Source organism: Streptomyces cinereoruber (assembly GCF_009299385.1).
Taxonomy (GTDB): Bacteria; Actinomycetota; Actinomycetes; order Streptomycetales; family Streptomycetaceae; genus Streptomyces; species Streptomyces bikiniensis.
This window is the reverse complement of the sequence record NZ_CP023693.1, coordinates 4300974-4323257: the sequence shown is the minus strand read 5'-3', so window position 1 is coordinate 4323257 and position 22284 is coordinate 4300974. Positions and strand designations below refer to the sequence as shown.

The window sequence follows — 22284 nt, the reverse complement described above, 5'->3', positions numbered from 1 at the left end:
TCTGTGAACGGGAACTTGCTGGTCCTGGTCCGCCCCAGCGGCTACCTGTGGGAGGCGGTGGCCGATCAGTGCTGGGCGGCGAGCCCGGAGGAGCGCGCGAGTCTGACGCCGCGCGGAGCCGTACGGATCATCAGCACCTCGCCGGGGAAGCCACATCCCGTGCCTGAATGATGATGTGACCGCGCGTCACACGAATGGGCGGTCTTCACTCCGCGCGCCTGTGCGGGCATATGCCACTGCGATACGTTCGCGGAAAACGGCCCCCGCCGATGACCTGAGACCCATCAGCGAGGGCCTGAACCACTAGTGGAAGAACGCGTCCCACCGTGATCTACCGGAACTTTAGCGCGCCCTCGCGCGGCTTCACCCAGTTCTCGCACGAGCTCATCCGGCACCCCCGGCTCAGCTCCCACGCCGTACGGCTGCTGACCTGGCAGCTCTCCCTTCCCGAGAACGCCCGCGAGACCCTCTCCCGTACCGCCGAACGGGCCGGGATCGGAGGAGACGCGTTCACCAAGGCCAAGCGGCAGCTCATCGCGGAGGGGTTCGTGCACGAGCGGCGGGTGCAGGTGGTCGGCGGCCGGTGGGTGACGCAACAGATCGTCTCCAACGTCCCGTTGAGCTGTGAACAGGCCGCCAAGTTCTTCGCCCGGGACCCGCGCCTCCTCCACCGGGCGTCCGCGAACCCGCAGGTCGCACCGGGTACCCGGAATCCGGCCGTCGGTTCACCGGCGAGCCCGCCCACCGGCGGTCATCCAGAAGAAGACCTCGGGGAGAACACCTCCAACCTTCCGGAGGAGCCGGAGCCGGAGGCAGAGGCAGAGGAAGTGGTGGAAGCGGCCGAGGCGGCGGCTCCGGCCGCCCACGACGAGCCCCCGACCCTCGAAGAGGCCCGTGCCCTCGTCGGCGTCCTCCCGATCCTCTCCCCCGCCCTGCGCCGCATCCCGCCCGGCATGCGCGACGAACTCGCCCGCCTCGCCGCCCGCTGGCTCGACGCCGGGCACACCTCCGCCGACATCCACGAGCACCTGCTGCGCGGCCTGCCCGGCGACGGGACGCCCGTGCACCGGCCCGGCGGGCTGGTCCGGTACCTGCTGCGGGACGTGCCGCCCCGCGACGTACCGCCCCTCGAAGTACCGCCCCGCGACGTACCGCCTCCGGTGCCCGAGGGGCCCCGGCTGTCCGCACGGCTCCAAGGCACGCGCGAATGCTCCGGCGACCACACCCAGCCGATGCTGTTCCGGCCCGTCGCGGACGAGGCGTACTGCCGGGAGTGCACGGCCGGGAACGGGCCCGGGACACGGCGCGGGTGCCCGCCCCCGGACACGGTGCGGGAGGGGCCGGGACGGGCTGTGATGGGACGATGAACAGCAGCCCCGGCTACCGGCCCCTCACGAAGGTCCTCCACTGGAGCGTCGTGGTCGCGTTCGCCGCGCAGTTCGCCGTCGGGTACGCGCTGGACGCCTCGGAGTCCGGGCGCGGACGGGGCCGGGGCCGGGGCGGGGAGCCCGGACGGGGACGGGGGCGCGGCGGTGACGGGTACGAGCCCTTCGGCGAGGACGCCCTGCTGACCGTCCACGTGCTCGTCGGGGCCCTCGTCGTCGTGCTGGGGGTGGCGCGGCTGCTGTGGCGGCGACACACCGAGCTGCCGCCCTGGGCGCCGACGCTCACGGCGTTCGAGCGCCGCTTCGCCCACCGCACGGAGGTCGCGCTCTACGCGCTGACGTTCGTCGTCCCCGTCACCGGCGCGATCCTCCTCGCCTCGGACGACGACGGCCTGCTGTGGGTGCACGTGACCGCGCAGGTGTGCTTCCTCGCCGCGCTCGCCTGCCACGTCGGCCTGGTCCTCAAGCACCAGCTCTTCGACCGCGACCGGCTCCTGCGCCGCATGCTGTGACCACACACCGCCCGCGCCCGGCGGGCACAATGCCCCCATGACCGCAGACCAGGACCCCGCGCTCCTCCGGCGCTGGAACGCCACCCTGCTCGCCGCCCGCGCCGGCCGCGAGGGGCCCGACCCCGCCCCGTACGGCCGGAACCTGCTCGCCCGCTGGGCCGAGCCGCAGCGCCGGTACCACACCGTCGACCACCTGCGGGCGGTCCTCGACCGCGTGGACGAGCTGACCGACCAGGGTGGGGAGGGCGGCGAGCTGGAGCTCGTACGGCTCGCCGCCTGGTTCCACGACGCCGTCTACCGGCCCGACCGCTCCGAGAACGAGGAGCGCTCGGCGGTCCTGGCCGAGAAGGCCCTCGCCGAGGCGGGCCTGACCCCGCACGAGGTGACCGAGGTCGCCCGGCTGGTCCGGCTGACCGTCACCCACGACCCGGACGACGGCGACCTCAACGGCGAGACCCTCTGCGACGCGGACCTCGCGGTCCTGGCGAGCGACCCCGACACGTACGCGCGGTACGCGGCGGCCGTCCGCGAGGAGTACGGCTTCGTCCCCGACGACGCCTTCCGCGAGGGCCGCGCCGCCGTCCTGCGCCACCTCCTCGACCTGCCCCGGCTCTTCCGGACGCCGTACGGGGCGGCGGTGTGGGAGGAGAAGGCGCGGGAGAACGTGGAACGGGAGCTGAAGGAGCTGACGGGAATGTCCGGAAAGGAATAGACACCGCTCCGGCCGACGTCAAAACGTAATGAGAAGGGCCGCCTACCGCCGGTAAGATCATTCTGCTCATTCTTCGCCAGCGAGAGACGCCAGGAAATCACCACATGAGACTGCGCAAGGCCCTTCCCGTTGCCGTCGTATTGCCGTCCCTCCTCGCGGTGTCCGCGTGCAGCGGCGAATCGTCCGACCCCGATGAGAAGAAGCCGAAGGCGAGCGCGGGGAGCACTCCGGGTGCGGTCGGCGCGGACGCGAAAGCCGCGGCCGAGGCGGAGCGGATAGGCGCGATGGCCCCGCAGGCCCTCGAAAAGGCCACGCTCTCCGGAAAGGAGAACGGCTTCGAGGCCAAGAAGGTGGCCGAGGCGGAGGTCGAGGCCGGCCGTGACATGAAGGCCGACAAGGCCGAGTGCCAGCCGCTGGCGAGCCTGGCCGGCGGTTTCACCCACATCCCCGCGGTGAGCGTCGAGCACCGCGCCCTCGAACCCACCGAGGCGAAGAACGCCACCATCGGTTCGATGTGGCTCGCCTCGCACTCGGAGACGAACGCCGCGAAGGTGCTGGCCGAACTGCGCACCTCCCTCAAGGAGTGCCCCGGCGGCTTCAAGACCCTCGGGCTGACCTACAAGGCGGTCCAGCCGGTGAAGGCCCCCGCCCTGGGCGACGAGTCCGTCGGCTACCGCATCACCAACGTCGTCGGGAAGCGGCACGTCACCATGACGTACACCGTGGTCCGCGAGGACGGCGTGGTCGCGGTCTTCTACGGCGTCAACATGCTGACCCCGCAGAAGAGCGCGATCCCCGAGGCGGTCGTCAAGGCCCAGTTGGAGCGGCTGGGCTGAGCGCCCGCCCTCTCCGCACACGCGAAACGCCCGGCCGGGATGCTCCCGGCCGGGCGTTCTCGTGCACTGCGTCAGTCACCGAGGAACTGGAGGTAACCGCTTCTCCGGTGGGCCCATCGCGCTCCCTCCAGCAGGAGCCGGAGCACGGGGGTCATCAGCTCCGCGGGAGTCTCCTCGATCTCGCGGATCAGCTGATACGCCTGCTTGGAGTTGAAGAGCGTTTCACGCCACTGGCTCACGCCCCAGCGGACCGCCGTCTCCGGCGCCCCGGTACAGAACCGGAGGAGGCTCTGCTCGTCGTCGTCCACGAACTCCGACTGGATCCTCCTTCCGCCGTCGAGCACCCGTACACCAAGACTCATCGGTCCTCTTCCTCCGAACTCTCGCCTGCTTGGGAGACATTCCTACTTGGGATACATGGTGATCGCGTCCCCGTACTTCGAAACGACGACCTCGACTATAGAGGTGTTCGGTCCGCCCGGGTATTTCTGTCCGATCACTCCGAGTCCGGGGTCGAAGGTGCAGACGTAGTACGCCGGCTCGGATCCCGGGGTCCAGCTGTTTCCGCACAGATCCTCGGCCTTGCTGAAGATCTCCTTGAGGCGGGCATTGGTCATGGACGCCGGCCACATTCCCTTTCCGGAATGGACATTGCTGCCACCGGGGAAGTGGTAGTCCCGGATGTCGTCGTAGAACCAGTCGTTGTCCACCACGGGCATGCACAGTCCGGGGATCTTCCAGTTCCCGAAGTTGTTGCCTGCCGCGGCGGCGGCAAAAGCGACCCGCTGGGCGGAGGCCTGCTGCGGGACCTCGCACGACGGGGCCTTCCTGATCTTCGCCATCACGCTCTGGTACTTCTCGACCAGGCGCTTGGCGATCTTCGTGGCGTCGAAGAAGGCGTCGATCGACTTGCCGACGGTGTAGAGCGCCTTGGCCACCGCGGGGATCTTCGTCACCGGGATGAGGAAGCCGGCCGCGTCCGCGAGCGCCCACATGCAGCTCTCGAAGTCCCAGGTGGACAGGCACTCCTTGATGTTGGTGACGCCGAACACCTCGAGCAGGATCGCACCGCCGTTGGCCTTGACCCACTCGATGACGTCCCCGGCAGCCAGGTCCCTGGCCGCCTTGTAGTCCTCCACGCAGGTCCGGCCGCAGATCTGCATCAGCAGGGCCTCGTCGTCGGCACTGAGCTGCGGCCCGTCGTACAGGGAGCCGGTGTCGACCTGCCGGGCGCGCTCTTCGAGGAGGCGCTTGCGCTCCTCCTCCTCCGCCCGCTCGGCGGCCTCGTCGGCCTCCTTCGCGAGCGCGTTCGCGTTCCCGGCCGCGGTCTCGGCCGCGACGGCGTCGTTCTCGGCCCTGGTGGCCGTGGAACGGGCGTCGGCCGCGTCCTTCTCCGCCGAGGTCGCCGCCGCGCGGGCGCTGGAGGCGTCCCGTTCGGCCTCGGTGGCCGCGCTGTCGGCCGCGGCCGCGTCGGCCTCCGCCTCACCGGCGGCGAACGACGCGTAGACGGCGTCCGTACCCGCCTGCATGGCGTAGCCGTCGGCCCGCTTGGAGGCCGCCTGGGCCGCCTTGGCGGCCTTCTCCGCCTCCGCGGCCGCCGTCTGCGCCCGCTTCGACGCCTTGGCCGCGCGCTCCGCGTCCTTGGCCGCCGCCGCTGCCGCCTCGGCGGCCAGCTTGTCGTCGGCGGCCGCCTGGGCCGCGAGGCGCTGCGCCTCGGCCGAGTACTCCGCCGCCTGGACGGCCTTCGCCTCGGCCGCCGCGGCCTGCTGCTGCGACAGGGTCAGCGCGTTCTGGCCCGTGAGGACCGCGAAGGCGGCCGACGCGTCGGTCTCCTGGTAGGGAGTGCCGATGGAGATGGCCTCCCGCGCCGGCTTGATGACCTGGGTCGCCGTGTCCCGCGCCGCGCTCGCCGCGTTGGCCACGGCGTACGCGTAACCGGCCGTCTTGGCCGCCCACTGGGCGGTCTTGACCGCCTCGGTGTGCGCCGCGGCCGCCTCCCGCTTCGCGACGGCCGCCGCGGCGGACGCCTTCTTGGAGTCGGCCTCGGCCTGCCGGGCGTTCACCGCCGCCGCCTCCGAGGCGTCGATCGCCTCGGCAGCCGCGGCACGCGCGGACGCGGCCGAACCGGCCGCGGTCAGGTAGGCGGCCCAAGCGTTGTCCGCCGACGCCCTGGAGCGTTCGGCGGCACCCTGCGCGCGGGTCGCGGCCGCACGGGCGTTGACGGCGGCGGTGGACGCCTCGTTGGCCGCCGCCCGAGCCTGGGTCGCGGCGGTGGTCGCGGTGGTGGCGGCCGTACGCGCCTCGGTCGCCGCCTGTCGGGTCTCGGCGGCGGCCTCGGTGCCTTCGGCCGCGTGCGCGGCCGCTTCGAGGGCCGCGGCCCGTGAGTCGGCCGCCTTCTTGGCGCGTTCCGCGGTGACCGCGCGGTCACGGGCCAGCCGGGCCTGTGCCTCCGCCTCCTCCGCCTCTGCGCGTTTGGCCGAGGCGGTGTTGCCTGCGGTCGTCGCGTCGGAGCGGGCGGAGCTCGCCCTGCTCTTCTCCTCCTGCGCGCGGGCCTCCGCCGCTCCGGCCTTCTCCCGCTCCGACTCGGCGGTCGCCCGCTCGGCGGCGGCGACGGCCCGCTCCATCTCGGCGTTGGCGCGCTCGGCCTGCGCCGTCGCGGCCGCCTGCTTGGCCTCCTGCTCCTCCCTCTCCGCGGTGGCCTGGGCCTCCTTGGCGGTCTTCAGGTTCGCCTCGGCCTCGGCGGCCTGCCTGTCGGCGCTGTCCGCCGCGGCCTTCGCCTGGGCGGCGGCCTCCTGGGCGGCGATGCGGTGGAACTCGGTCTTCACCGCGTGCGACTGGGTCTGCGCCAGTGCGTACAGGGTGTGGGACGTCGAGACCGTGGCGTTCGCCGCGTTCAGCGCCGTCTCCGTAGCCTTCGCGGCGGCCGTGGCGGCCGCGCCCGAGGCGCGGGCGACCTGGACCGACTGCTGGGCGTACATCAGGCCGCGACCGCGCGGCACCTCGGCCGCGTCCGCGATCGTCCAGGCCTGCTGCTGGGCGGTCACCGCGCGCTGCGCGGCGGCGTTGGCGGCGGTGGCCTGCTGCTTGGCGGTGGCGACGAGCGCCTGGACCCGGCCCCGGGCGTTCGCGAGGTCCGTGTTCGCCTTGTCGAAGAGGGCCTTCTTCGGCTTGTGGATGTGGTTCGGGTCGCTCTTCAGCTGGTCCTGCCAGTACTTCTGCCAGCGCAGGACCTGGTCGGCGCGCCACGCCTGGCCGATGGCCTCGACCATGTTGTCGGCGGCGGCCCGGGTCGCGGCGGCGGCGTCGGCCTCCGCCTGCACGATGATCGCGCGCGGGACGGCCTGGCCGGCGTACTCCGCCTCCCACTCGGCCGAGGCCTGCGAGGCGACCTCGCTCAGGGAGTTGCGCGGGTCCACCGGTTCCTGGTGGTTGCACGCGGCCCACTGCTGCTTGAGGTTCTCGACCTCGATGCGGAACTCGGCGGTGCCCTCGGGGACCTTCTTGCCGAGGAAGCCGCCGTGCTTCAGGTAGGAGGCGATGTCGGCGGAGGTCGTACCCCCGGAGAACCGGGTGTTCTCCACGTTGGCGTACAGCAGCATGAAGTCGGCCGCGGCGTCGTGCCAGGTGTCCTTGCCGCGGTTCTGCTCGGTGAGCTGCCGGGCCTTCGCCACCGCCTCGGCGCTGGGGTTGGTGTGGTCGTCCCAGCCGAGGCGGTGGGACAGCTTGGCCTGGGAGGCCAGGGTGAAGCCGAGGATGTCCGCGCCGAACTCGGGCGCGTGGAGCGTGATCCCGTCGTCGAACGAGCTCATCGCGTACGGGCGGTTGGCGTCCTCCAGGACGGCCTCGCGGGCCGCGATGGCGTCCATGAAGGCGTAACCCGCCTTCTCGTCCTGGTCCCGGGCCTGTCCGAGGGGCATGAACCCGATCCAGCCGACGTCGCCGATGACGGCGTCGAGCTGGGCGTTCGTGCCGGTCAGGCCCTCGATGGCCTTGGCCTTCATCTTGGCGCCGCCCGCGTGCAGGGCGACTCCGGCGAGGCACCTGTTGAGGCGCGGGGTGGAGCGGACGTCCTTGATGACGGCCGTCAGCTCGTGGAGCCGGCGCAGGGCGTCGTCGGCGTCGACGAAGATCTTCCGTACGCCGTCGGAGACCTTCTCGACCGCCTGGGCGAGCGCGGGCATGCGGCCCACGATCACCGCGGACGCGCTGATGTCGACGAGGTCCCAGAGGCAGTCCTCGACGTCGTAGCCGGCCAGGCACTTCTTGACCTCGGCCCCGTCGAGCTGCTCGAAGAGGATCTTCCCGCCGTTGGCCGTGGCCCAGGCGACGATGTCCACCGAGACGGCCGCGAGGCCCTCGCGGTAGTCGTCGACGCAGGTCTGGCCGCAGGCGTCGAGGAGGATCTTCTCCTCGCGCTCACCGAGTACCGGCCAGTTGGCGGCGCCGCCCTTGATGGGCGTGACGCCCTCGGCGAGCGCCTCCTTGTGGGCGGCCTCGTTCTTCTCGCGCTGTTCCTGCTCGGCCTTCTTGGCGGCCTCCTCGGCGGCGGTGCTGTCGCCCGTCGCGTCGGACGCCCTGTCCTCGGCGGCCTTGGCGTCCTTCTCCGCCTTGGTCGCCTTGTCCTGGGCTCCCTTGGCGGCGTCGGCGGCCCGGCCGGCCTTCTCGTTCGCCTCGGCGGCATGCCGCTCGGCGTCGGTCGCCTCGCGGTCGGCCTCCGCGGCGACCTCGTTCACCTCGTCCGCGACGAGGCGGGCGCCGACCGCTTCCTCACCGGCCTGCCGGGAGTGGTCGGCGGCGGCGTCGGAGGCGCTCTTCGCGCCCTTCCGGTCCTCGGCCGCGTCGGCGGCGGACGCCTGGGCGCGGGTGACGGCCTCGACGGCGCGCACCGAATCGCTCGCGGCGCGGGCGGCGGCCTCGGCGGCGAGCTTCGCGTCGCCGGTCGCCTGTGCGGCGGCCTGCTGCGCGGACTCGGCGGCGGCCGCCGCCTCGGTGGCCTTGGCCTCGGCCGCGGCGGCCTGCTGCTCGGCGATCGTCTTCGACGACTGGCCGACGAGCACGGCGAACGCGGCCGAGCTGTCCTTCTCCTGGTACGGAGCGCCTCCCGCGACGGCCTCGTTGGAGGCGGCGACCGCCTCCTTGGCGCTGTCGCGCGCGGCGAGCGCCGCCTGTCCGGCCGCGTAGGCGCGGCCGGTCACGGTCGCGGCCGACTTCACGGCCTCGACCGCGCTCGTCCCGGCGGCCACGGCCTCCTGCTCGGCCTTCTCGGCCAGCTCGGTGGCGTTCTCCGACGCCGTGGCGGCGTTGTCGGCACGGATCGACGCGTCCTGCGACGCGTCCAGGGCGACGGCCGCGGCGGTGTGTGCCGCGGAAGCCGCACCGAGGGAGGCGTGGTACGCCGCCCACGCGTTGCTCGCGTTGGCCTCGGCCCGCTCGGCGGCGCCCTCCGCGGTGGTCGCGGCGGTCCGCGCGCCGACGGCGGCGGTGGTCGCCTGATCGGCCGCGGTCTGGGCGGCGGTGGCGGCCTGGGCGGCCTGGTTCGCGGCCGTACGGGCGGTGGTGGCCGCCGCACGGGTCTCGGTGGCGGCGGCGGTGCCCTCGGCGGCTGCCGCCGCGGCTTCGAGGGCGGCGGCGTGGGCCGCGGCGGCCTGCTTCGCCCGGAGCGCGGCGACGGCCTTCTCGCGGGCGGTCTGCGCGGCCTTCGCCTTCTCGTCGGCGAGCTTGCGCTTCGCCTTGGCGTCGGCGGTCGCGGTCCCGGCGGTCGTGTCGGCGTTCTTGGCCGCGGTCTGCTGGGTCACGGCCCGCTGCTCGGCCTCCTGGGCCTTGGCGCGCTCGGTGGCGGCCTTGGCGCGGGAGGCGACGGCGGTGGCCTTCTCGGCCTGCGCCTTGGCACGCTCGGCGGTGGCGGTGGCGGCGGCGGTCTTGGCCTTGTCGCGCTTCTGCTCGGCCGTCGTCCGGGCGTCCTTCGCCGTCTTCGCGCTGTCGGCGGCGGCCCTGGCGTTGGCCTCGGCGCTGTCGGCGGCGGCCTTCGCCTGGGCGGCGGCCTCCTCGGCGGCGACGCGGCGGAACTCGGTGCTGATGGCGTGCGAGTCGGTCTGCGCCTTGGCCAGCAGGGCGTCCGCGTCCGCGACCGTCGCGTCGGTGGCGGACTTCGCGGTCTCGGTGGCCTTCGCGGCGGCGGCCGCGGCGGCGGCGGAGGCGCGGGCGACCTGGACCGACTGCTGGGCGTACATCAGGCCCCGGCCGCGCGGCACGTGGGTGGTGTCGGCGACGGCCCACGCCTCCTGCTGCGCGGTGGCGGCCCTCTGTGCCGCCGTGGCGGCCTTGGCGGCCTGCGCCTTGGCCGTGGCGGTCAGGGCGGTCGCCTTGGTGCGGGCGGCGGCCAGGTCGGCCGTGGCCTTGTCGTAGAAGGCCTGGTCGGGCTTCTCGAAGATGGTGTCGGGGTCGTTGGCGAGCGTGTCCTGCCAGTGCTTGCGCCAGGTCAGGATCTGCTCGGCGAGCCAGGCCTCTTCGATGGCTCCGACCATGGCGGTGGTGGCGGCCTGGGTCGCCGCGGCGGCGTCCGCCTCCGCCTGGATGATCGTGGCGCGCTGGGGGGCCTGTGCGGCGTACTCCAGCTCCCATTCGACCATCGCGGTCATGACCGGGGCGTTGAGCATGCGCCGCGGGTCCACCGGGTTCTGGTGGTCGCAGGCCGCCCAGGCCTGCTTGAGGTCCTCGACCTCCACGCGGTACTCGGCGGAGTCCTTGGCGGGCGCCTCGGACGCGAATCCGCCGCGCCGCAGGTAGGAGGCGATGTCGCTCGACGTGGTGCCGCCCGAGTAGCGGTCCTGCCCGACGTCCCGCAGCATCCAGTCGGCCGCGGCGTCGTGCCAGTCGTCCTTGCCCTTGTTCTCCTCGGCGATCGCGTGGGCGCGGGCGATCGCTTCGTCGCTGGCCTCGCTGTGACCGTCGTAGGTGAGCGGAACGGCCAACTGAACCTGTGCGAGCGCGGTGAAGTAGTCCACGTCCGCGCCGAAGACGGGCGCGTGCCACTCCATGTCGTCGTTGTCCCAGGCGGACCGGACGTAGGGCTCGTTGGCCTTGTTGAGCTCTTCGGTGCGCTTCGCGCTGGCCTGGTAGTAGGTCTGCCCCGCCTCTTTGTCGGCGTCCTGGGCCTGCCCGAGGGGCCCGTAGCCGATCCAGCCGACGCTGCCGACGATCTCTCGAAGCTGCTCGTTGGTCCCGGTCAGCCCCTCGATGGCCTTGGCCTTCAGCTGCGGGCCGCCGGTGTGCAGCGCCGTACCGGTGAGGCAGCGGTCGCGCCGCGGGTCCTGGCCGATGCTGTTGCGGGTGACCCCGGTGTCCTCCTCGGGCACCGGGTCGGCGAAGGCCGGAGGGGCCTGGAACACACCGGCCAGTACGGCCGCGGCGGTGGCGAGCGCCGTCGCGCCGGTGGCTCTGGCCAGGGTGGAGCGCATGCGACGCCGGCGTCTGCCGACGTCTCTGAACAATGACATGTCCGCCTTGCAATCTCTCGATCGTCCGGCAGCACTCTTTACATGGGCATGACAGACAGCGCCCACCGCACGGCCCGCGACCCCTTCGACACGACACCCGCCGGCGTGCTCGCCTCCCCACGAACCGGCGCTGCCGCTTGCCCTGTGACGATGCCACGCACGACCCCGCACGTGAAGATCAAATAATCTTCACCAATGCCGCACGCGACTTAGCTCGGGATAAAGCGCTTCCCTTGTTGATCATCTTGTTACCGGCCGTAAACAGGTTTTCGGCCACCCGTGGCGCACACGGCCGTCTCGCATCCCAAGACGCTCCGGCACCGAGGAATGACAGCAATCAATCACCGGTTGACGCATGTCATGCCCTCTCCCTCCGCCGAGCACGCGACACCCGCCCCCGCACCCGCACCCACCCGCATGCCGACGGCCGTCTACATCCTCGGCCTCTCCGTATTCGCGCTCGGGACGAGCGAGTTCATGCTCTCCGGGCTGCTGCCGCCCATCGCGGAGGACATGGACGTCTCCATCCCGAGCGCCGGGCTGCTCATCTCGGCCTTCGCCATCGGCATGGTGGTGGGCGCCCCGCTCCTCGCCGTGGCGACCCTGCGGCTCCCCCGCAAGACGACCCTGGTCGCCCTGATCACCGTCTTCGGCCTCGGGCAGGTCGCGGGCGCCCTCGCGCCGAACTACGGGGTGCTCTTCGCCTCCCGGGTCGTGAGCGCGCTCGCCTGCGCCGGGTTCTGGGCGGTCGGCGCGGCCGTCGCCATCGCGATGGTGCCGGTGAACACCCGGGCCCGGGCCATGGCCGTCATGATCGGCGGGCTCTCCATAGCCAACGTCCTCGGCGTCCCCGCCGGCGCCTTCCTCGGCGAGCACCTGGGCTGGCGCTCCGCCTTCTGGGCGGTCGGCCTCGCCTCCGCGATCGCCCTCGTCGGCGTCCTCACCCGCATCCCGCACATTCCGGTCCCCGAGACCCGGCCCCGGCTCAAGCGGGAGCTGACGATCTACCGCGACCGCCAGGTCCTGCTCTCGATCGTCGTCACCGCCCTCGCGGCGGGCGGCGTCTTCTGCGCCTTCTCGTACCTCGCCCCGCTCCTCACCGACGTCTCCGGGCTCGACAAGAGCTGGGTCTCGATCGTCCTCGGGCTCTTCGGCATCGGCGCCCTGGTCGGTACGACCATCGGCGGCCGGGTCGCGGACGCGCACCTCTTCGGGGTGATGCTCAGCGGCATCACCGCCTCGACCGTCTTCCTGGTCGCCCTGGCCCTCTTCGCCTCCAGCCCGGTCGTCACCGTCCTGCTGGCCTTCCTCCTCGGCGTCTCCGCGTTCTACACGGCCCCGGCGCTCAACGCCCGCATGTTCAACGTCGCCGGCGCCGCCCCCACCCTCGCCGGCGCCACCACCACCGCCGCCTTCAACCTCGGCAACACCGGCGGCCCCTGGCTCGGCGGCACCGTCATCGACGCGGGCCTCGGCTTCGCCTCCACGGCGTGGGCGGGCGCGGCGATGACGGCGGTGGGCCTCGGGGTGGCGGCGGTGGCGCTGAGGCTGTCCCGGCGGACGCCGGGCGACGGCCACGTCGTGGCCGGGAGCCCGGCCACGACCCCCGAGCGGGACGACCGGGAGTGCGCCCTGCCGGGCTGAGACGGAGGGGCGGCGGGGCGGGCCGGCGGGGGCGGGGCCAGGACGTGGGCCTCTTCGCGTACGTCTCCGTCCCCGCCCTTCAGCCCGCCGGCCGCCCCTCAGTCGGACGCCCCCCGGTCGGCCGCCCCTTCGGCCTCCGCAGGCCCGCCGCCGTGAGGCGGCGCAGGAGTTCCTTCGAGCCGACCTCGACCGCGCCGCCGGTCACCGCCGCCGCGTAGTGGTCGGCCGGGATGTCGTAGTGGTCGCGCTCGAAGGCGCGGCGCGGGGCGCCGATCGCGGCCGCGAAGGCGTGCAGCTCCTCGAAGGAGACGTCGCTGACCAGGTGGGACCACATGCGGCCGTGGCCCGGCCAGGTCGGCGGGTCGATGTACAGCGTCACGGTCGGGCCCCTCCCGCGGCCCCGGACCGCCCGCCCGCTCCGGCCCCGCCAGGCGCCTCGGTCCCGCCACGCACCCCCTGTCCGCCGCTCACCTCAGCCCGCCCACCGGCGCCACCACCACGCCCTGCTTGCCGCAGACCCAGTGCGGGTCCGGGCCCAGCTCCGGTTCCACGTCCAGGGCGTGCGGGTCGCCCGAGGCGCAGACGGGGCAGAGCGGCCAGCGTCCGTACCGTTCGAGCAGGGAGTCCTGCACGTCCTGGGCGACGAGCCCCGCCACGTACGAGACCCCCTCCGGCCACTGCTCGACCCACCAGCGCCGGTGCGTGACCGAGTCCTCCACCATCGAGACGACCTCGGCCGCGGCGACCTCGCGGGCCGCCAGGTCGGCCAGTACCAGCGCGCGGGCGGTGTGCAGCGCCTGCTCCACCGCGTCGATGTCGTCCATTCCCTCATTGTCACCCGGCCCGGGAGGAGGCGGGAAGGGCGAAGGCCGCTTCCGGATCCGGGGCCGGGAAGGGGCTTGTCGCCCCACCCTTCCGAAAGTATCTTTCAGGCGTGACCAATGACGTGAAGGAAAGTTTCACCAGCGACGCGCCCCCGGCCCCCGCCGCCCTCGCGGCCAAGGTGCGGACCCTGGCGCCCTCCATGACCCGCTCCATGCAGCGGGTCGCCGAGGCCGTCGCCGGAGACCCGGCCGGCTGCGCCGCCCTCACGGTCACCGGCCTCGCCGAGCTCACCGGCACCAGCGAGGCGACCGTCGTCCGCACCGCCCGCCTCCTCGGCTACCCCGGCTACCGCGACCTGCGCCTCGCCCTCGCCGGGCTCGCCGCCCAGCAGCAGTCCGGCCGCGCGCCCGCCGTGACCGCCGACATCGCCGTGGACGACCCCATCGCCGACGTCGTCGCCAAACTGGCCTACGACGAGCAGCAGACCCTCGCCGACACCGCCGCCGGACTCGACACCGTCCAGCTCGGCGCCGCCGTCGCCGCCCTCGCCACCGCCCGCCGCGTCGACATCTACGGCGTCGGCGCCTCCGGGCTCGTCGCCCAGGACCTCGGGCAGAAGCTCCTCCGCATCGGGCTGGTCGCCCACGCCCACAGCGACCCGCACCTCGCCGTCACCAACGCCGTACAGCTCCGCTCCGGCGACGTCGCCGTCGCCATCACCCACTCCGGCTCGACCGGCGACGTCATAGAACCGCTCCGGGTCGCCTTCGACCACGGCGCCACCACCGTCGCGATCACCGGCCGCCCGGACGGGCCCGTCACCCAGTACGCCGACCACGTCCTCACCACCTCCACCGCCCGCGAGAGCGAACTGCGCCCGGCGGCCATGTCGTCCCGGACCAGCCAACTCCTGGTCGTGGACTGCCTGTTCACCTGCGTCACCCAACGGACGTACGAGACGGCCGCCCCGGCCCTCGCCGCCTCGTACGAGGCCCTGGCCCACCGCCACGCGCCCCGCACCCGCTGAAGCCCCCGCACCCGCACCCGTAAAGCCCCGGCGCCGACGACGCCGCCGTACCGAAAGAGCCGCACGTGTCCGCTTCCGCCTCCGCTTCCACGTACTCCGAGCTCCGCGCCCAGCTCGCCACCCTCACCACCGAGGCCTTCCGTCCCGAGCTCGCGGAGATCGACCGGCTCCCGACGCTGGAGATCGCCCGGACCATGAACGGCGAGGACCAGTCCGTCCCCGCCGCCGTCGCCCGGCAGCTGCCCGCCATCGCCGCCGCCATCGACGCCACCGCCGAGCGGATGGCCCGCGGCGGCCGGCTCGTCTACATGGGCGCCGGGACCGCCGGCCGGCTCGGCGTCCTCGACGCCAGCGAGTGCCCGCCCACCTTCAACACCGACCCCTCCGAGGTCGTCGGGCTCATCGCGGGCGGCCCCTCCGCCATGGTCAAGGCCGTCGAGGGCGCCGAGGACTCCAAGGAACTCGCGGTGGAGGACCTCACCGCGCTCGGGCTCACCCCGGACGACACCGTCGTCGGCATCTCCGCCTCCGGCCGCACCCCGTACGCGATCGGCGCCGTCGAGCACGCCCGCGCCCTCGGCGCGCTCACCGTCGGCCTCTCCTGCAACGCCGACAGCGCGCTCGCCGCCGCCGCCGAACACGGCATCGAGGTCGTCACCGGACCCGAGCTGCTCACCGGCTCCACCCGGCTCAAGGCCGGCACCGCCCAGAAGCTCGTCCTCAACATGATCTCGACCATCACGATGATCCGGCTCGGCAAGACGTACGGGAACCTGATGGTCGACGTCCGCGCCTCCAACGAGAAGCTCCAGGCCCGCTCGCGGCGGATCGTCGCCCTCGCCACCGGCGCGCCCGACGAGCGGATCGAGGCCGCGCTCGCCGCCGCCGACGGCGAGGTGAAGAACGCCATCCTCATGATCCTCGCGGACGTCGACGCTCCCACCGCCGCCGGACTCCTCACCGGCTCCCGGGGCCACCTGCGCGCCGCGCTGCACGCCCGGTAGAACCGCACCCCTCCCCCACGCACAGCAAGGCACCACCGCACCATGAGCACAGACGACAAGAACCGCGCCGTCGCCGCCGCGATCCTCCCCCTCGTCGGCGGCGCCGGGAACATCACCTCCGTCGCCCACTGCATGACCCGCCTCCGCCTCGGCCTGCGGGACCGCTCGCTCGTCCGGGACGAGGAGCTCAAGGCCCTGCCGGCCGTGATGGGCGTCGTCGAGGACGACACGTACCAGATCGTCCTCGGGCCGGGCACGGTCGCCCGCGTGACCCCGGAGTTCGAGGCCCTGGTGGCCGAGGCGCCGGCCGCTCCCGCGGCGACGCCCTCCGCCGACGACCTCGCGGCGCAGGGCGCGGCGATCAGGGCGGCCCGCAAAGCGAGGAACCAGACCCCGTTCAAGCTGTTCCTGCGCCGGATCGCGAACGTCTTCGTGCCGCTGATCCCCGCCCTCATCGGCTGCGGCATCATCGCCGGCCTCAACGGCCTCCTGATCAACCTCGGTTGGCTGCCCGCCGTCACCCCCGCCCTCGCCGCGATCGCGAGCGGCTTCATGGCCCTCATCGCGGTCTTCGTCGGCTTCAACACGGCGAAGGAGTTCGGCGGCACCCCGATCCTGGGCGGCGCGGTCGCCGCGATCGTCGTCTTCCCGGGCGTCGCGAAGGTCGACGCGTTCGGCCAGACGCTCTCCCCCGGCCAGGGCGGCGTCCTCGGCGCGCTCGGCGCGGCAGTGCTCGCGGTGTACGTGGAGAAGTGGTGCCGCCGGTGGGTGCCGGAGTCCCTGGACGTGCTCGTCACCCCGACGCTCACGGTGCTGGTCTCCGGCCTGGTCACGATCTTCGGCCTGATGTTCGTCGCGGGCGAGGTCTCGAACGCGATCGGCGAGTTCGCCGACTGGCTCCTCGTCCACGCGGGCGCGGGCGCGGGGTTCGTCCTGGGCGGCCTGTTCCTGCCGCTGGTGATGCTGGGCCTGCACCAGGCACTCATCCCGATCCACACCACGCTCATCGAGCAGCAGGGCCACACGGTCCTGCTGCCCGTCCTCGCGATGGCGGGCGCGGGCCAGGTCGGCGCGGCGATGGCCGTCTACCTGCGGCTCCCGCGCAACGGCTCGATCCGCCGCACCATCAAGTCCGCCCTCCCGGCCGGCTTCCTGGGCGTCGGCGAGCCCCTGATCTACGGCGTCTCGCTGCCCCTGGGCCGCCCCTTCGTCACGGCCTGCGTGGGCGGCGCCTTCGGCGGCGGCTTCGTCGGCCTGTTCAGCATGCTGGGCACCAAGGTCGGCTCGACCGCGATCGGCCCGTCGGGCTGGGCCCTGTTCCCGCTCCTCGACGGCGACAAGGGCCTCGGCCGCACGATCGCGGTCTACGCGGGCGGTCTGCTCACCGGCTACCTGGCGGGCTTCGTGGCGACGTACTTCTGGGGCTTCGGCGCCCGGCTCCTGGAGGAGTTCGACGTGGACACGGACACGGGGCCGGAGACGGTGGTGGCCGCGTCGGCGGGCACGACGCCCCCGCCGGGCCCCGCACCGGAGCCGGGCCCGGAGCCGAAACCGGCCAAGCTCTGACACCCGTACGGGAAGCCCCCAGCCCGTACGGGAGAACCCGCCCCGTACGGGAAGCCCCCCACCGCTCCCTAGACTCCACCCCCATGACGACCACGCAGCGCATCGCCGCCGACCTCGCCCCCACCGGTGTCCTCCGCGCCTCCGTCAACCTCGGGAACCCGGTGCTCGCCCAGGGCACCCCCGAGGACCCCTCCGGGATCACCGTCGACCTGGCCCGGGAGATCGGGGCGCGGCTCGGGGTCGGGGTCGAGCTGCTCTGCTTCGACGCGGCGCGGAAGTCCTTCGAGGCGATGGCGGACGGGCGGGCCGACCTCTGCTTCCTCGCCGTGGACCCGGCGCGCGAGGCGGAGGTCGCTTTCACCGCGCCGTACGTCGTCATCGAGGGGGTGTACGCCGTGCCGCGCGGCTCCGCGCTCACCACGGTCGAGGAGGTCGACGCCCCCGGCGTCCGGATCGGGGTCAAGAAGGGGTCCGCCTACGACCTGTTCCTGTCCCGGACCCTCGCCCGCGCGACCGTCGTGCGCGGCGAGGAGGGCGTCGACGTCTTCCGGGCCGAGGGCCTGGAGGCGGGCGCGGGCATCCGGCAGCCCCTGACCGCGTACGTACGGGAGAACCCGGACGTACGGCTGATCGAGGGCCGTTTCATGGAGATCCGGCAGGCGGTCGGCACCACGCTCTCCCGCGCCCCGGAGACCCTGGCCTTCCTCCGCGACACGGTCGAGGAACTGAAGGCGAACGGCTTCGTCACGGATGCCCTGCACCGCGCCGGCCAGGACACCGGCCTCCTGGCCCCTTAGGGAACGCCCGTGGGCCCGGCCGTTCACGGCCGGGCCCACGGGGGGGTGGATCAGGGGTGGTGGATCAGTAGAGCTCCTTGAACCCGTTCCAGCCGCCGGTGCCGATCATGACCCGGGTGTCGTAGAGGCCGTTGCCGAGGTTGGTGTAGCGCCACAGCTTGCCGGTGGCCTTCTCGCGCGCGACCAGCTCCCCGCGCCCGTCGCCGGACAGGTCGCCGACGCCGACCAGGGACGAGTAGACGCCCCAGCCGCCACCGACCTTCGCCCGGACCGTCACGCCGCCGGTCGCCGTGCCGTAGTACCGCCACAGGACGCCCGAGGCGTCCATGCCGAGCAGGTCGCCCCGCCCGTCGCCGTCCAGGTCTCCGGCGCCCGCGATCTTCGTGTACAGCTTCCAGTTCACACCGATCCGGACCCCGGTCCGCAACCGCTGGTCGGCCGTTCCGGCGTAGAAGTACACGTCACCGGTCGACGCCTGACGGGCGATCAGGTCGGTGTGCCCGTCGCCGTCCACGTCCCCCGGCGAGGTCAGCACGTCGTACTGGCCCCAGCCCTTGCCCACCGAGACGTACGGCGAGGAGGCCGACACGAACGTCCCGCAGGCCGGCCGGTACGACCGCAGTTCGTCGCCCACGCGCGCGTACACGTCGTTGCAGCCGTCGCCGTTCGTGTCGCCCGACGGGACGAGGACCGTGTCCGCAGGGAACTTCGCGCCCGTACCGGCGATCCGGGCCGAGAGCCCGCCCGTGCCGTTGCCCTTGTAGAGCGAGACCAGGCCCGCCGGGTCCATCGCCAGCAGGTCGCCGAAGCCGTCGTCCCCGGCCGTGTCGCGCCACGCGGCGACGCCGCCGGTCACCGACACCGCGCCGGACAGCGCCAGGTCGGCGCCCTGCCCGTCGGCGGGCTTCGCGGTCAGCGTCCAGGTGTGGGCGCCGTTCACGACGGGCCGGCCCGCCGCGTCCTCGCCGTCCCAGACGGGGTCGACGATGCCCCGCGCCTCGCCGCCGGTCAGGGTGCGGACGACCTTGCCCGTGGCCTTGTCCTGGAACGTCAGGGTCCAGGACGCGGCGGGCTTGGACAGCCACCAGCGGGGCTTCCAGGACGCCGACCGGAGGTCGACGGACGTCGGCGCGTCGGCGTCGATGACGGCGATCCGGGAGGCCGGGACGCCGGACGGGACGACCCGGACCCGGCGGTCGTCGCCGGTGTAGGCGACGTGCCCGCCGAAGCGGTCGACGGTCCAGCCGGCGCGGCGGACGGTGTTCGCGCCGAGGTCGGCCGGGGTCGCGATCACGCGCCGGGGCAGGTCGGCCGCCTTTCCGCTGCCCGGGACCCCGTCGCGCAGGTCGACCAGGGTGAGGCCCGCGGCGTCCGAGCGGGAGACGAAGTAGCCGTCGCCGAGCAGCACGTCCTCCGAACCGACGGACACGAAGCGCTTGGTGGACCGGTCGTACAGACCGCCGCCCCGGACGTCCCACGACTCGTCCTGGCACTTCCAGTAGACCCAGCGGCCCACGGCCTGGAGGTCGGTGGGCGTGCAGCGGTTGGTGGTCGTGAACGACTCCCCGGCCGTCCCCGCCGGAAGGGTCTTGGAGGTGACGACGTCCGAGTCCGCCGTGGCGCTCCACAGGGTGTTGCCCCAGAGGGCCGACGTGACCGGTGCGCGCTTCTGGAGCACCGCGCCGGAGTCGGTGCCGCGGAACTCGACGACCGCCTGTTCGCCTCCCCAGCCCTGGTTCACGACGCCGAACCGGCCCGACAGGTCGACGACCTGGGGGCTGCCGAGCCCGGTCGTCAGGCGCGGCCCCCACGCGTCGGAGCCGTTCCGGTAGAGCATGGTCAGGTCCTGCTCGGTGCCCGCCTTGCGGCCGTGGTGGCCGTCGCCGCTCGCGAACATGGTGACGCAGTGGACGCGCCACGAGGTGCCGCAGTCGGCGTCCCTGCCGTTCACCAGGCCGTCGGTCGTGGAGCGCAGTTCCTCGGGCCGTCCGGAGGTCTTCAGCCAGGTGCTCCGGTAGCCGCCGAGGATGCCGCCCGGCTGGTACAGGTTCGACTCGTCGGCCGTGGTCAGGACGCCGCTGCCGAGGGAGATGCCGAAGGGCCTGGCCTCCATGTCCTCGATGTCCGCCAGGCGCTTGCGGGCGACGGTGCCGTCCGGGCCCGGAGTGAGGAGGTGGTAGCCCCAGTCGAGGGGCCCGCGGTCGGTGCGCTCCTCCGCGCCCGTGATCAGCAGCGAGCCGTCGGGCGTGCGGTGCACGGCCGTGGAGGCCACGGCCAGCAGGGACTTCCAGCTTCCCGTGCCGTCCCGCAGGACGAGGTGGTTGCCCCGGTACTCGTTGTTGCCGGGGTTGGGCGGGGCCACGGTGACGAAGGCGTCGCCGAAGCGCCGGACGACGTCGTCGTAGGAGGCCACGTCCCGCATGTCGAAGGTGACCGGGTCCGCGTCCAGGTCGTCGCGACGGTACACCTGGGCCTGGTCGCTCGACGGGGCGCCGAAGTGGAGGACGGTGTCCCGGTCGAAGGAGACGCTCTCGCCGTGCGTGGAGAGCGTCTTCACGCTCCCGCTCGCGAGGTCGACGACCCACCACCCCTGGGACATCGTGCTGCCCTCCCACTTGATGCCGCGGACGGCGATCGAGCGGGCGTCACCCTCGCCGACGGTGAGGTTCCAGCCCTCGGGGAACCCCTCCAGCTTCTGGTCCCGGACCTTTCCGTCCTCCGGGTGCAGCAGGTGCAGGCCCGTCACGGCGGTCTCGGTGCCGGTCCGGGTGAGGACGGTGTCGCCGTACGTCCCGACGTACGTCTGCCCCTCCGGGATCGGGACCACGGTCGTCGCACCGCCGCCGGCCCGCTGCTGGAGCGTCACGTACGGGGCCGGCCCCTCGGAGAGGACGGCCACGGTGTCGGAGCCGTGGCCGAAGTTCGCCGGGTACTCGGCGAAGCGGAACTCGTCGACGTCGTACGAGAGGGGCTTCGGCAGGCGGTGGTCGAGGACGGTCGCCCGTCCGGTCGCGTAGTCGATCCAGCGCAGCCGGTCGTCGCCCTCCTGCGCGGTGAGGAAGCCGGTGTCACCGGCGTTCAGGACGATGGTGGCGCGGGGCACGTAGCGCGCGCCCGCGCCGACGACCACGGCTTCGCCGGAGGCTCCGGACGGCGGGGTCGCCGCCCCGGCGGCACCCCCCGCGCCGACCGTCACCGCGAGGCCGACGGCGAGTGCGACACGGCCGGACGCACGCCGGCGCGGCCGTCTTTCCAACGGGCTGATCACGAAGAAGTCCCTCCCCAGGGCATACGGCACGGGGGAGGGGCCACATGGTCGGCCGCTCGTCCCCCGCGCGAGCAGGCCGACCCTAGCAGAGGACGACGCCGGCCGATCACCATTTTCGAACCCGTTCAACGACGGCTCGGGATCCGTGCGGAAACCCGTCCGGGCGGGCCCGGGAAAGGGCCTCCTCCGGGGCTCGGGGCGGCCTCCCGAGGGCGACGCCGCGTCCCGCGCCCCGCAGGACCCCGCCGTACGGGAAGGCCCGTCCGGCAGCCGTACGGAGCCTCCGCCGAAACCCTCAACACCCTTACTGACCTGGGGTTTTGGCGCCCGGATCGGTAAACTGGGGGACTTCGGAGGGGAGCCCGTATGGATACCGCCCATCGCCATGTCCGCACGCTCGACGACGTCATGACCCTGCTCGACGACCTGTTCCCGCCCGCCGCCGACCGCTGGTCGGGCGGGGGCTCCGGGTGGTGGGACGGGTTCTACGCCGACCGGGACAGGCCCGTGCCGTTCTTCGTCGCGAAGCCGGACGAGAGCCTGGTGTCGTACGCCGGGCGGGGGCTGCTCCCGGGCGGCGGGGGCCGGGTCCTCGACCTCGGCTGCGGGCCCGGGCGGAACGCCCTGTACCTCGCCTCGCTCGGGTACGAGGTGGACGCCGTGGACCTGTCCCCCGCCGCGATCCGGTGGGCGGAGGAGCGGGCCCGGGAGGCGGGCGCGGAGGGCGTGCGGTTCGTGCGCGGCGACGCCTTCGCGCCGGGCGTCCTGGAGGGGCCGTACGACCTCGTGCACGACTCCGGCTGCTTCCACCACCTGCCCCCGCACCGCCGCGTCGGCCACCTCGCGCTCCTCGACCGGGTCCTCGCGCCCGGCGGCCTCTTCTCGCTGACCGCGTTCGCCGCCGGGGAGGGCGGCATGGGGTCCGAGCTGCCGGACGCCGACTTCTACCGCAACGGGCGGCTCGACGGCGGCCTCGCGTACACCGACGACTCGCTGCGCGCGATCTTCGCCGACCTGGCGGAGGTCGAGCTGCGGCGCATGCGCGACGAACCCGCCGACTCGGCCGCCTTCGGCGAGTCCTTCCTGTGGGCGGGGCTCTTCCGGAAGGCGTGAAGGGTCCGTACACAACGCCCGAGGGCGGCACCCCCGGCAGGGGGTGCCGCCCTCGTTCGCGTTCAGCGACGAACCGCCGATCCCGGGATCCTGAGATTC

General features: G+C 73.3%; 16 protein-coding genes. 11 read left to right on the top strand and 5 right to left on the bottom strand.

The genetic code is table 11. The features are described 5' to 3' along the window. The first annotated feature begins 3 nt into the window (after positions 1-3). The 5 genes from CP977_RS34155 to CP977_RS19405 all read left to right on the top strand — a co-directional run bounded on the left by CP977_RS34155 (position 4) and on the right by CP977_RS19405 (position 3445). Positions 4-171, top strand: coding sequence for a hypothetical protein (locus CP977_RS34155; protein WP_162603028.1), 168 nt, complete (start codon positions 4-6; stop codon positions 169-171). Between the two features lie 155 nt (positions 172-326). Continuing rightward, positions 327-1367, top strand: coding sequence for a hypothetical protein (locus tag CP977_RS19420; protein ID WP_183953214.1), 1041 nt, complete (start codon positions 327-329; stop codon positions 1365-1367). Next, the gene (locus CP977_RS19415) at positions 1364-1897 is read left to right on the top strand and encodes a cytochrome b (protein ID WP_062753173.1); all 534 of its coding nucleotides are present in this window, start codon (positions 1364-1366) and stop codon (positions 1895-1897) included. The genes CP977_RS19420 and CP977_RS19415 overlap by 4 nt, the downstream gene beginning before the upstream one ends. A 37-nt stretch (positions 1898-1934) precedes the next feature. After that, complete coding sequence (locus CP977_RS19410) at positions 1935-2609, top strand: HD domain-containing protein (RefSeq protein ID WP_062753175.1); 675 nt, start codon at positions 1935-1937, stop codon at positions 2607-2609. 104 nt (positions 2610-2713) lie between these two features. After that, on the top strand, positions 2714-3445 hold the full coding sequence (locus tag CP977_RS19405) for a hypothetical protein (protein ID WP_229991417.1): 732 nt from the start codon (positions 2714-2716) through the stop codon (positions 3443-3445). Positions 3446-3516: 71 nt separating this feature from the next. Here the strand turns inward: CP977_RS19405 and CP977_RS19400 are convergent, their stop codons facing one another. Next, positions 3517-3807: a hypothetical protein gene (locus CP977_RS19400; RefSeq protein ID WP_063915158.1), complete on the bottom strand. Its 291-nt coding sequence runs from the start codon at positions 3805-3807 to the stop codon at positions 3517-3519. A gap of 42 nt (positions 3808-3849) precedes the next feature. Beyond that, on the bottom strand, positions 3850-10902 hold the full coding sequence (locus CP977_RS19395) for a hypothetical protein (protein ID WP_152370554.1): 7053 nt from the start codon (positions 10900-10902) through the stop codon (positions 3850-3852). A gap of 456 nt (positions 10903-11358) precedes the next feature. Here CP977_RS19395 and CP977_RS19390 point away from each other — a divergent pair, with 456 nt between their 5' ends. Continuing rightward, positions 11359-12585 carry a Cmx/CmrA family chloramphenicol efflux MFS transporter gene (locus CP977_RS19390; protein ID WP_109185582.1) on the top strand — a complete coding sequence of 409 codons (1227 nt, stop codon included), beginning with the start codon at positions 11359-11361 and terminating at the stop codon, positions 12583-12585. A gap of 79 nt (positions 12586-12664) precedes the next feature. On the opposite strand, the gene CP977_RS19385 is transcribed toward CP977_RS19390, so the two are convergent. Together CP977_RS19385 and CP977_RS19380 are read right to left on the bottom strand one after the other, a co-directional pair. Continuing rightward, complete coding sequence (locus CP977_RS19385) at positions 12665-12964, bottom strand: DUF4031 domain-containing protein (protein ID WP_062753181.1); 300 nt, start codon at positions 12962-12964, stop codon at positions 12665-12667. Positions 12965-13052: 88 nt separating this feature from the next. Beyond that, on the bottom strand, positions 13053-13409 hold the full coding sequence (locus CP977_RS19380; protein WP_062753183.1) for a hypothetical protein: 357 nt from the start codon (positions 13407-13409) through the stop codon (positions 13053-13055). Between the two features lie 110 nt (positions 13410-13519). Here CP977_RS19380 and CP977_RS19375 point away from each other — a divergent pair, with 110 nt between their 5' ends. The 4 genes from CP977_RS19375 to CP977_RS19360 all read left to right on the top strand — a co-directional run bounded on the left by CP977_RS19375 (position 13520) and on the right by CP977_RS19360 (position 17804). After that, positions 13520-14437, top strand: a complete 918-nt coding sequence (locus CP977_RS19375; RefSeq protein ID WP_062753185.1) for a MurR/RpiR family transcriptional regulator — start codon at positions 13520-13522, stop codon at positions 14435-14437. A gap of 65 nt (positions 14438-14502) precedes the next feature. Continuing rightward, on the top strand, positions 14503-15441 hold the full coding sequence (murQ, locus tag CP977_RS19370; protein ID WP_062753187.1) for an N-acetylmuramic acid 6-phosphate etherase: 939 nt from the start codon (positions 14503-14505) through the stop codon (positions 15439-15441). A 42-nt stretch (positions 15442-15483) separates the two neighbouring features. Beyond that, the gene (locus CP977_RS19365) at positions 15484-17007 is read left to right on the top strand and encodes a PTS transporter subunit EIIC (RefSeq protein ID WP_062753189.1); all 1524 of its coding nucleotides are present in this window, start codon (positions 15484-15486) and stop codon (positions 17005-17007) included. A gap of 83 nt (positions 17008-17090) precedes the next feature. Further along, positions 17091-17804 carry a transporter substrate-binding domain-containing protein gene (locus tag CP977_RS19360; RefSeq protein WP_109185067.1) on the top strand — a complete coding sequence of 238 codons (714 nt, stop codon included), beginning with the start codon at positions 17091-17093 and terminating at the stop codon, positions 17802-17804. 64 nt (positions 17805-17868) lie between these two features. Here the strand turns inward: CP977_RS19360 and CP977_RS19355 are convergent, their stop codons facing one another. Beyond that, entirely contained in the window at positions 17869-21072 is a 3204-nt protein-coding gene (locus tag CP977_RS19355) for an FG-GAP-like repeat-containing protein (RefSeq protein WP_229991418.1), read from the bottom strand. Positions 21073-21438: 366 nt separating this feature from the next. On the opposite strand from CP977_RS19355, the gene CP977_RS19350 reads away from it, so the two are divergent. After that, complete coding sequence (locus CP977_RS19350; protein WP_152370553.1) at positions 21439-22185, top strand: class I SAM-dependent methyltransferase; 747 nt, start codon at positions 21439-21441, stop codon at positions 22183-22185. Positions 22186-22284: the final 99 nt, after the last annotated feature.

What these genes read in the sequence shown, in the direction of transcription:
- CP977_RS19415 (WP_062753173.1), top strand. Translation starts at nt 1,364, where the DNA reads ATGAACAGCAGCCCCGGCTACCGGCCCCTCACGAAGGTCCTCCACTGG.
- CP977_RS19410 (WP_062753175.1), top strand. Translation starts at nt 1,935, where the DNA reads ATGACCGCAGACCAGGACCCCGCGCTCCTCCGGCGCTGGAACGCCACC.
- CP977_RS19380 (WP_062753183.1), bottom strand. Translation starts at nt 13,409, where the DNA reads ATGGACGACATCGACGCGGTGGAGCAGGCGCTGCACACCGCCCGCGCG.
- CP977_RS19405 (WP_229991417.1), top strand. Translation starts at nt 2,714, where the DNA reads ATGAGACTGCGCAAGGCCCTTCCCGTTGCCGTCGTATTGCCGTCCCTC.
- CP977_RS19360 (WP_109185067.1), top strand. Translation starts at nt 17,091, where the DNA reads ATGACGACCACGCAGCGCATCGCCGCCGACCTCGCCCCCACCGGTGTC.
- CP977_RS19350 (WP_152370553.1), top strand. Translation starts at nt 21,439, where the DNA reads ATGGATACCGCCCATCGCCATGTCCGCACGCTCGACGACGTCATGACC.
- CP977_RS19395 (WP_152370554.1), bottom strand. Translation starts at nt 10,902, where the DNA reads ATGCGCTCCACCCTGGCCAGAGCCACCGGCGCGACGGCGCTCGCCACC.
- CP977_RS19390 (WP_109185582.1), top strand. Translation starts at nt 11,359, where the DNA reads ATGCCGACGGCCGTCTACATCCTCGGCCTCTCCGTATTCGCGCTCGGG.
- CP977_RS19400 (WP_063915158.1), bottom strand. Translation starts at nt 3,807, where the DNA reads ATGAGTCTTGGTGTACGGGTGCTCGACGGCGGAAGGAGGATCCAGTCG.
- CP977_RS19365 (WP_062753189.1), top strand. Translation starts at nt 15,484, where the DNA reads ATGAGCACAGACGACAAGAACCGCGCCGTCGCCGCCGCGATCCTCCCC.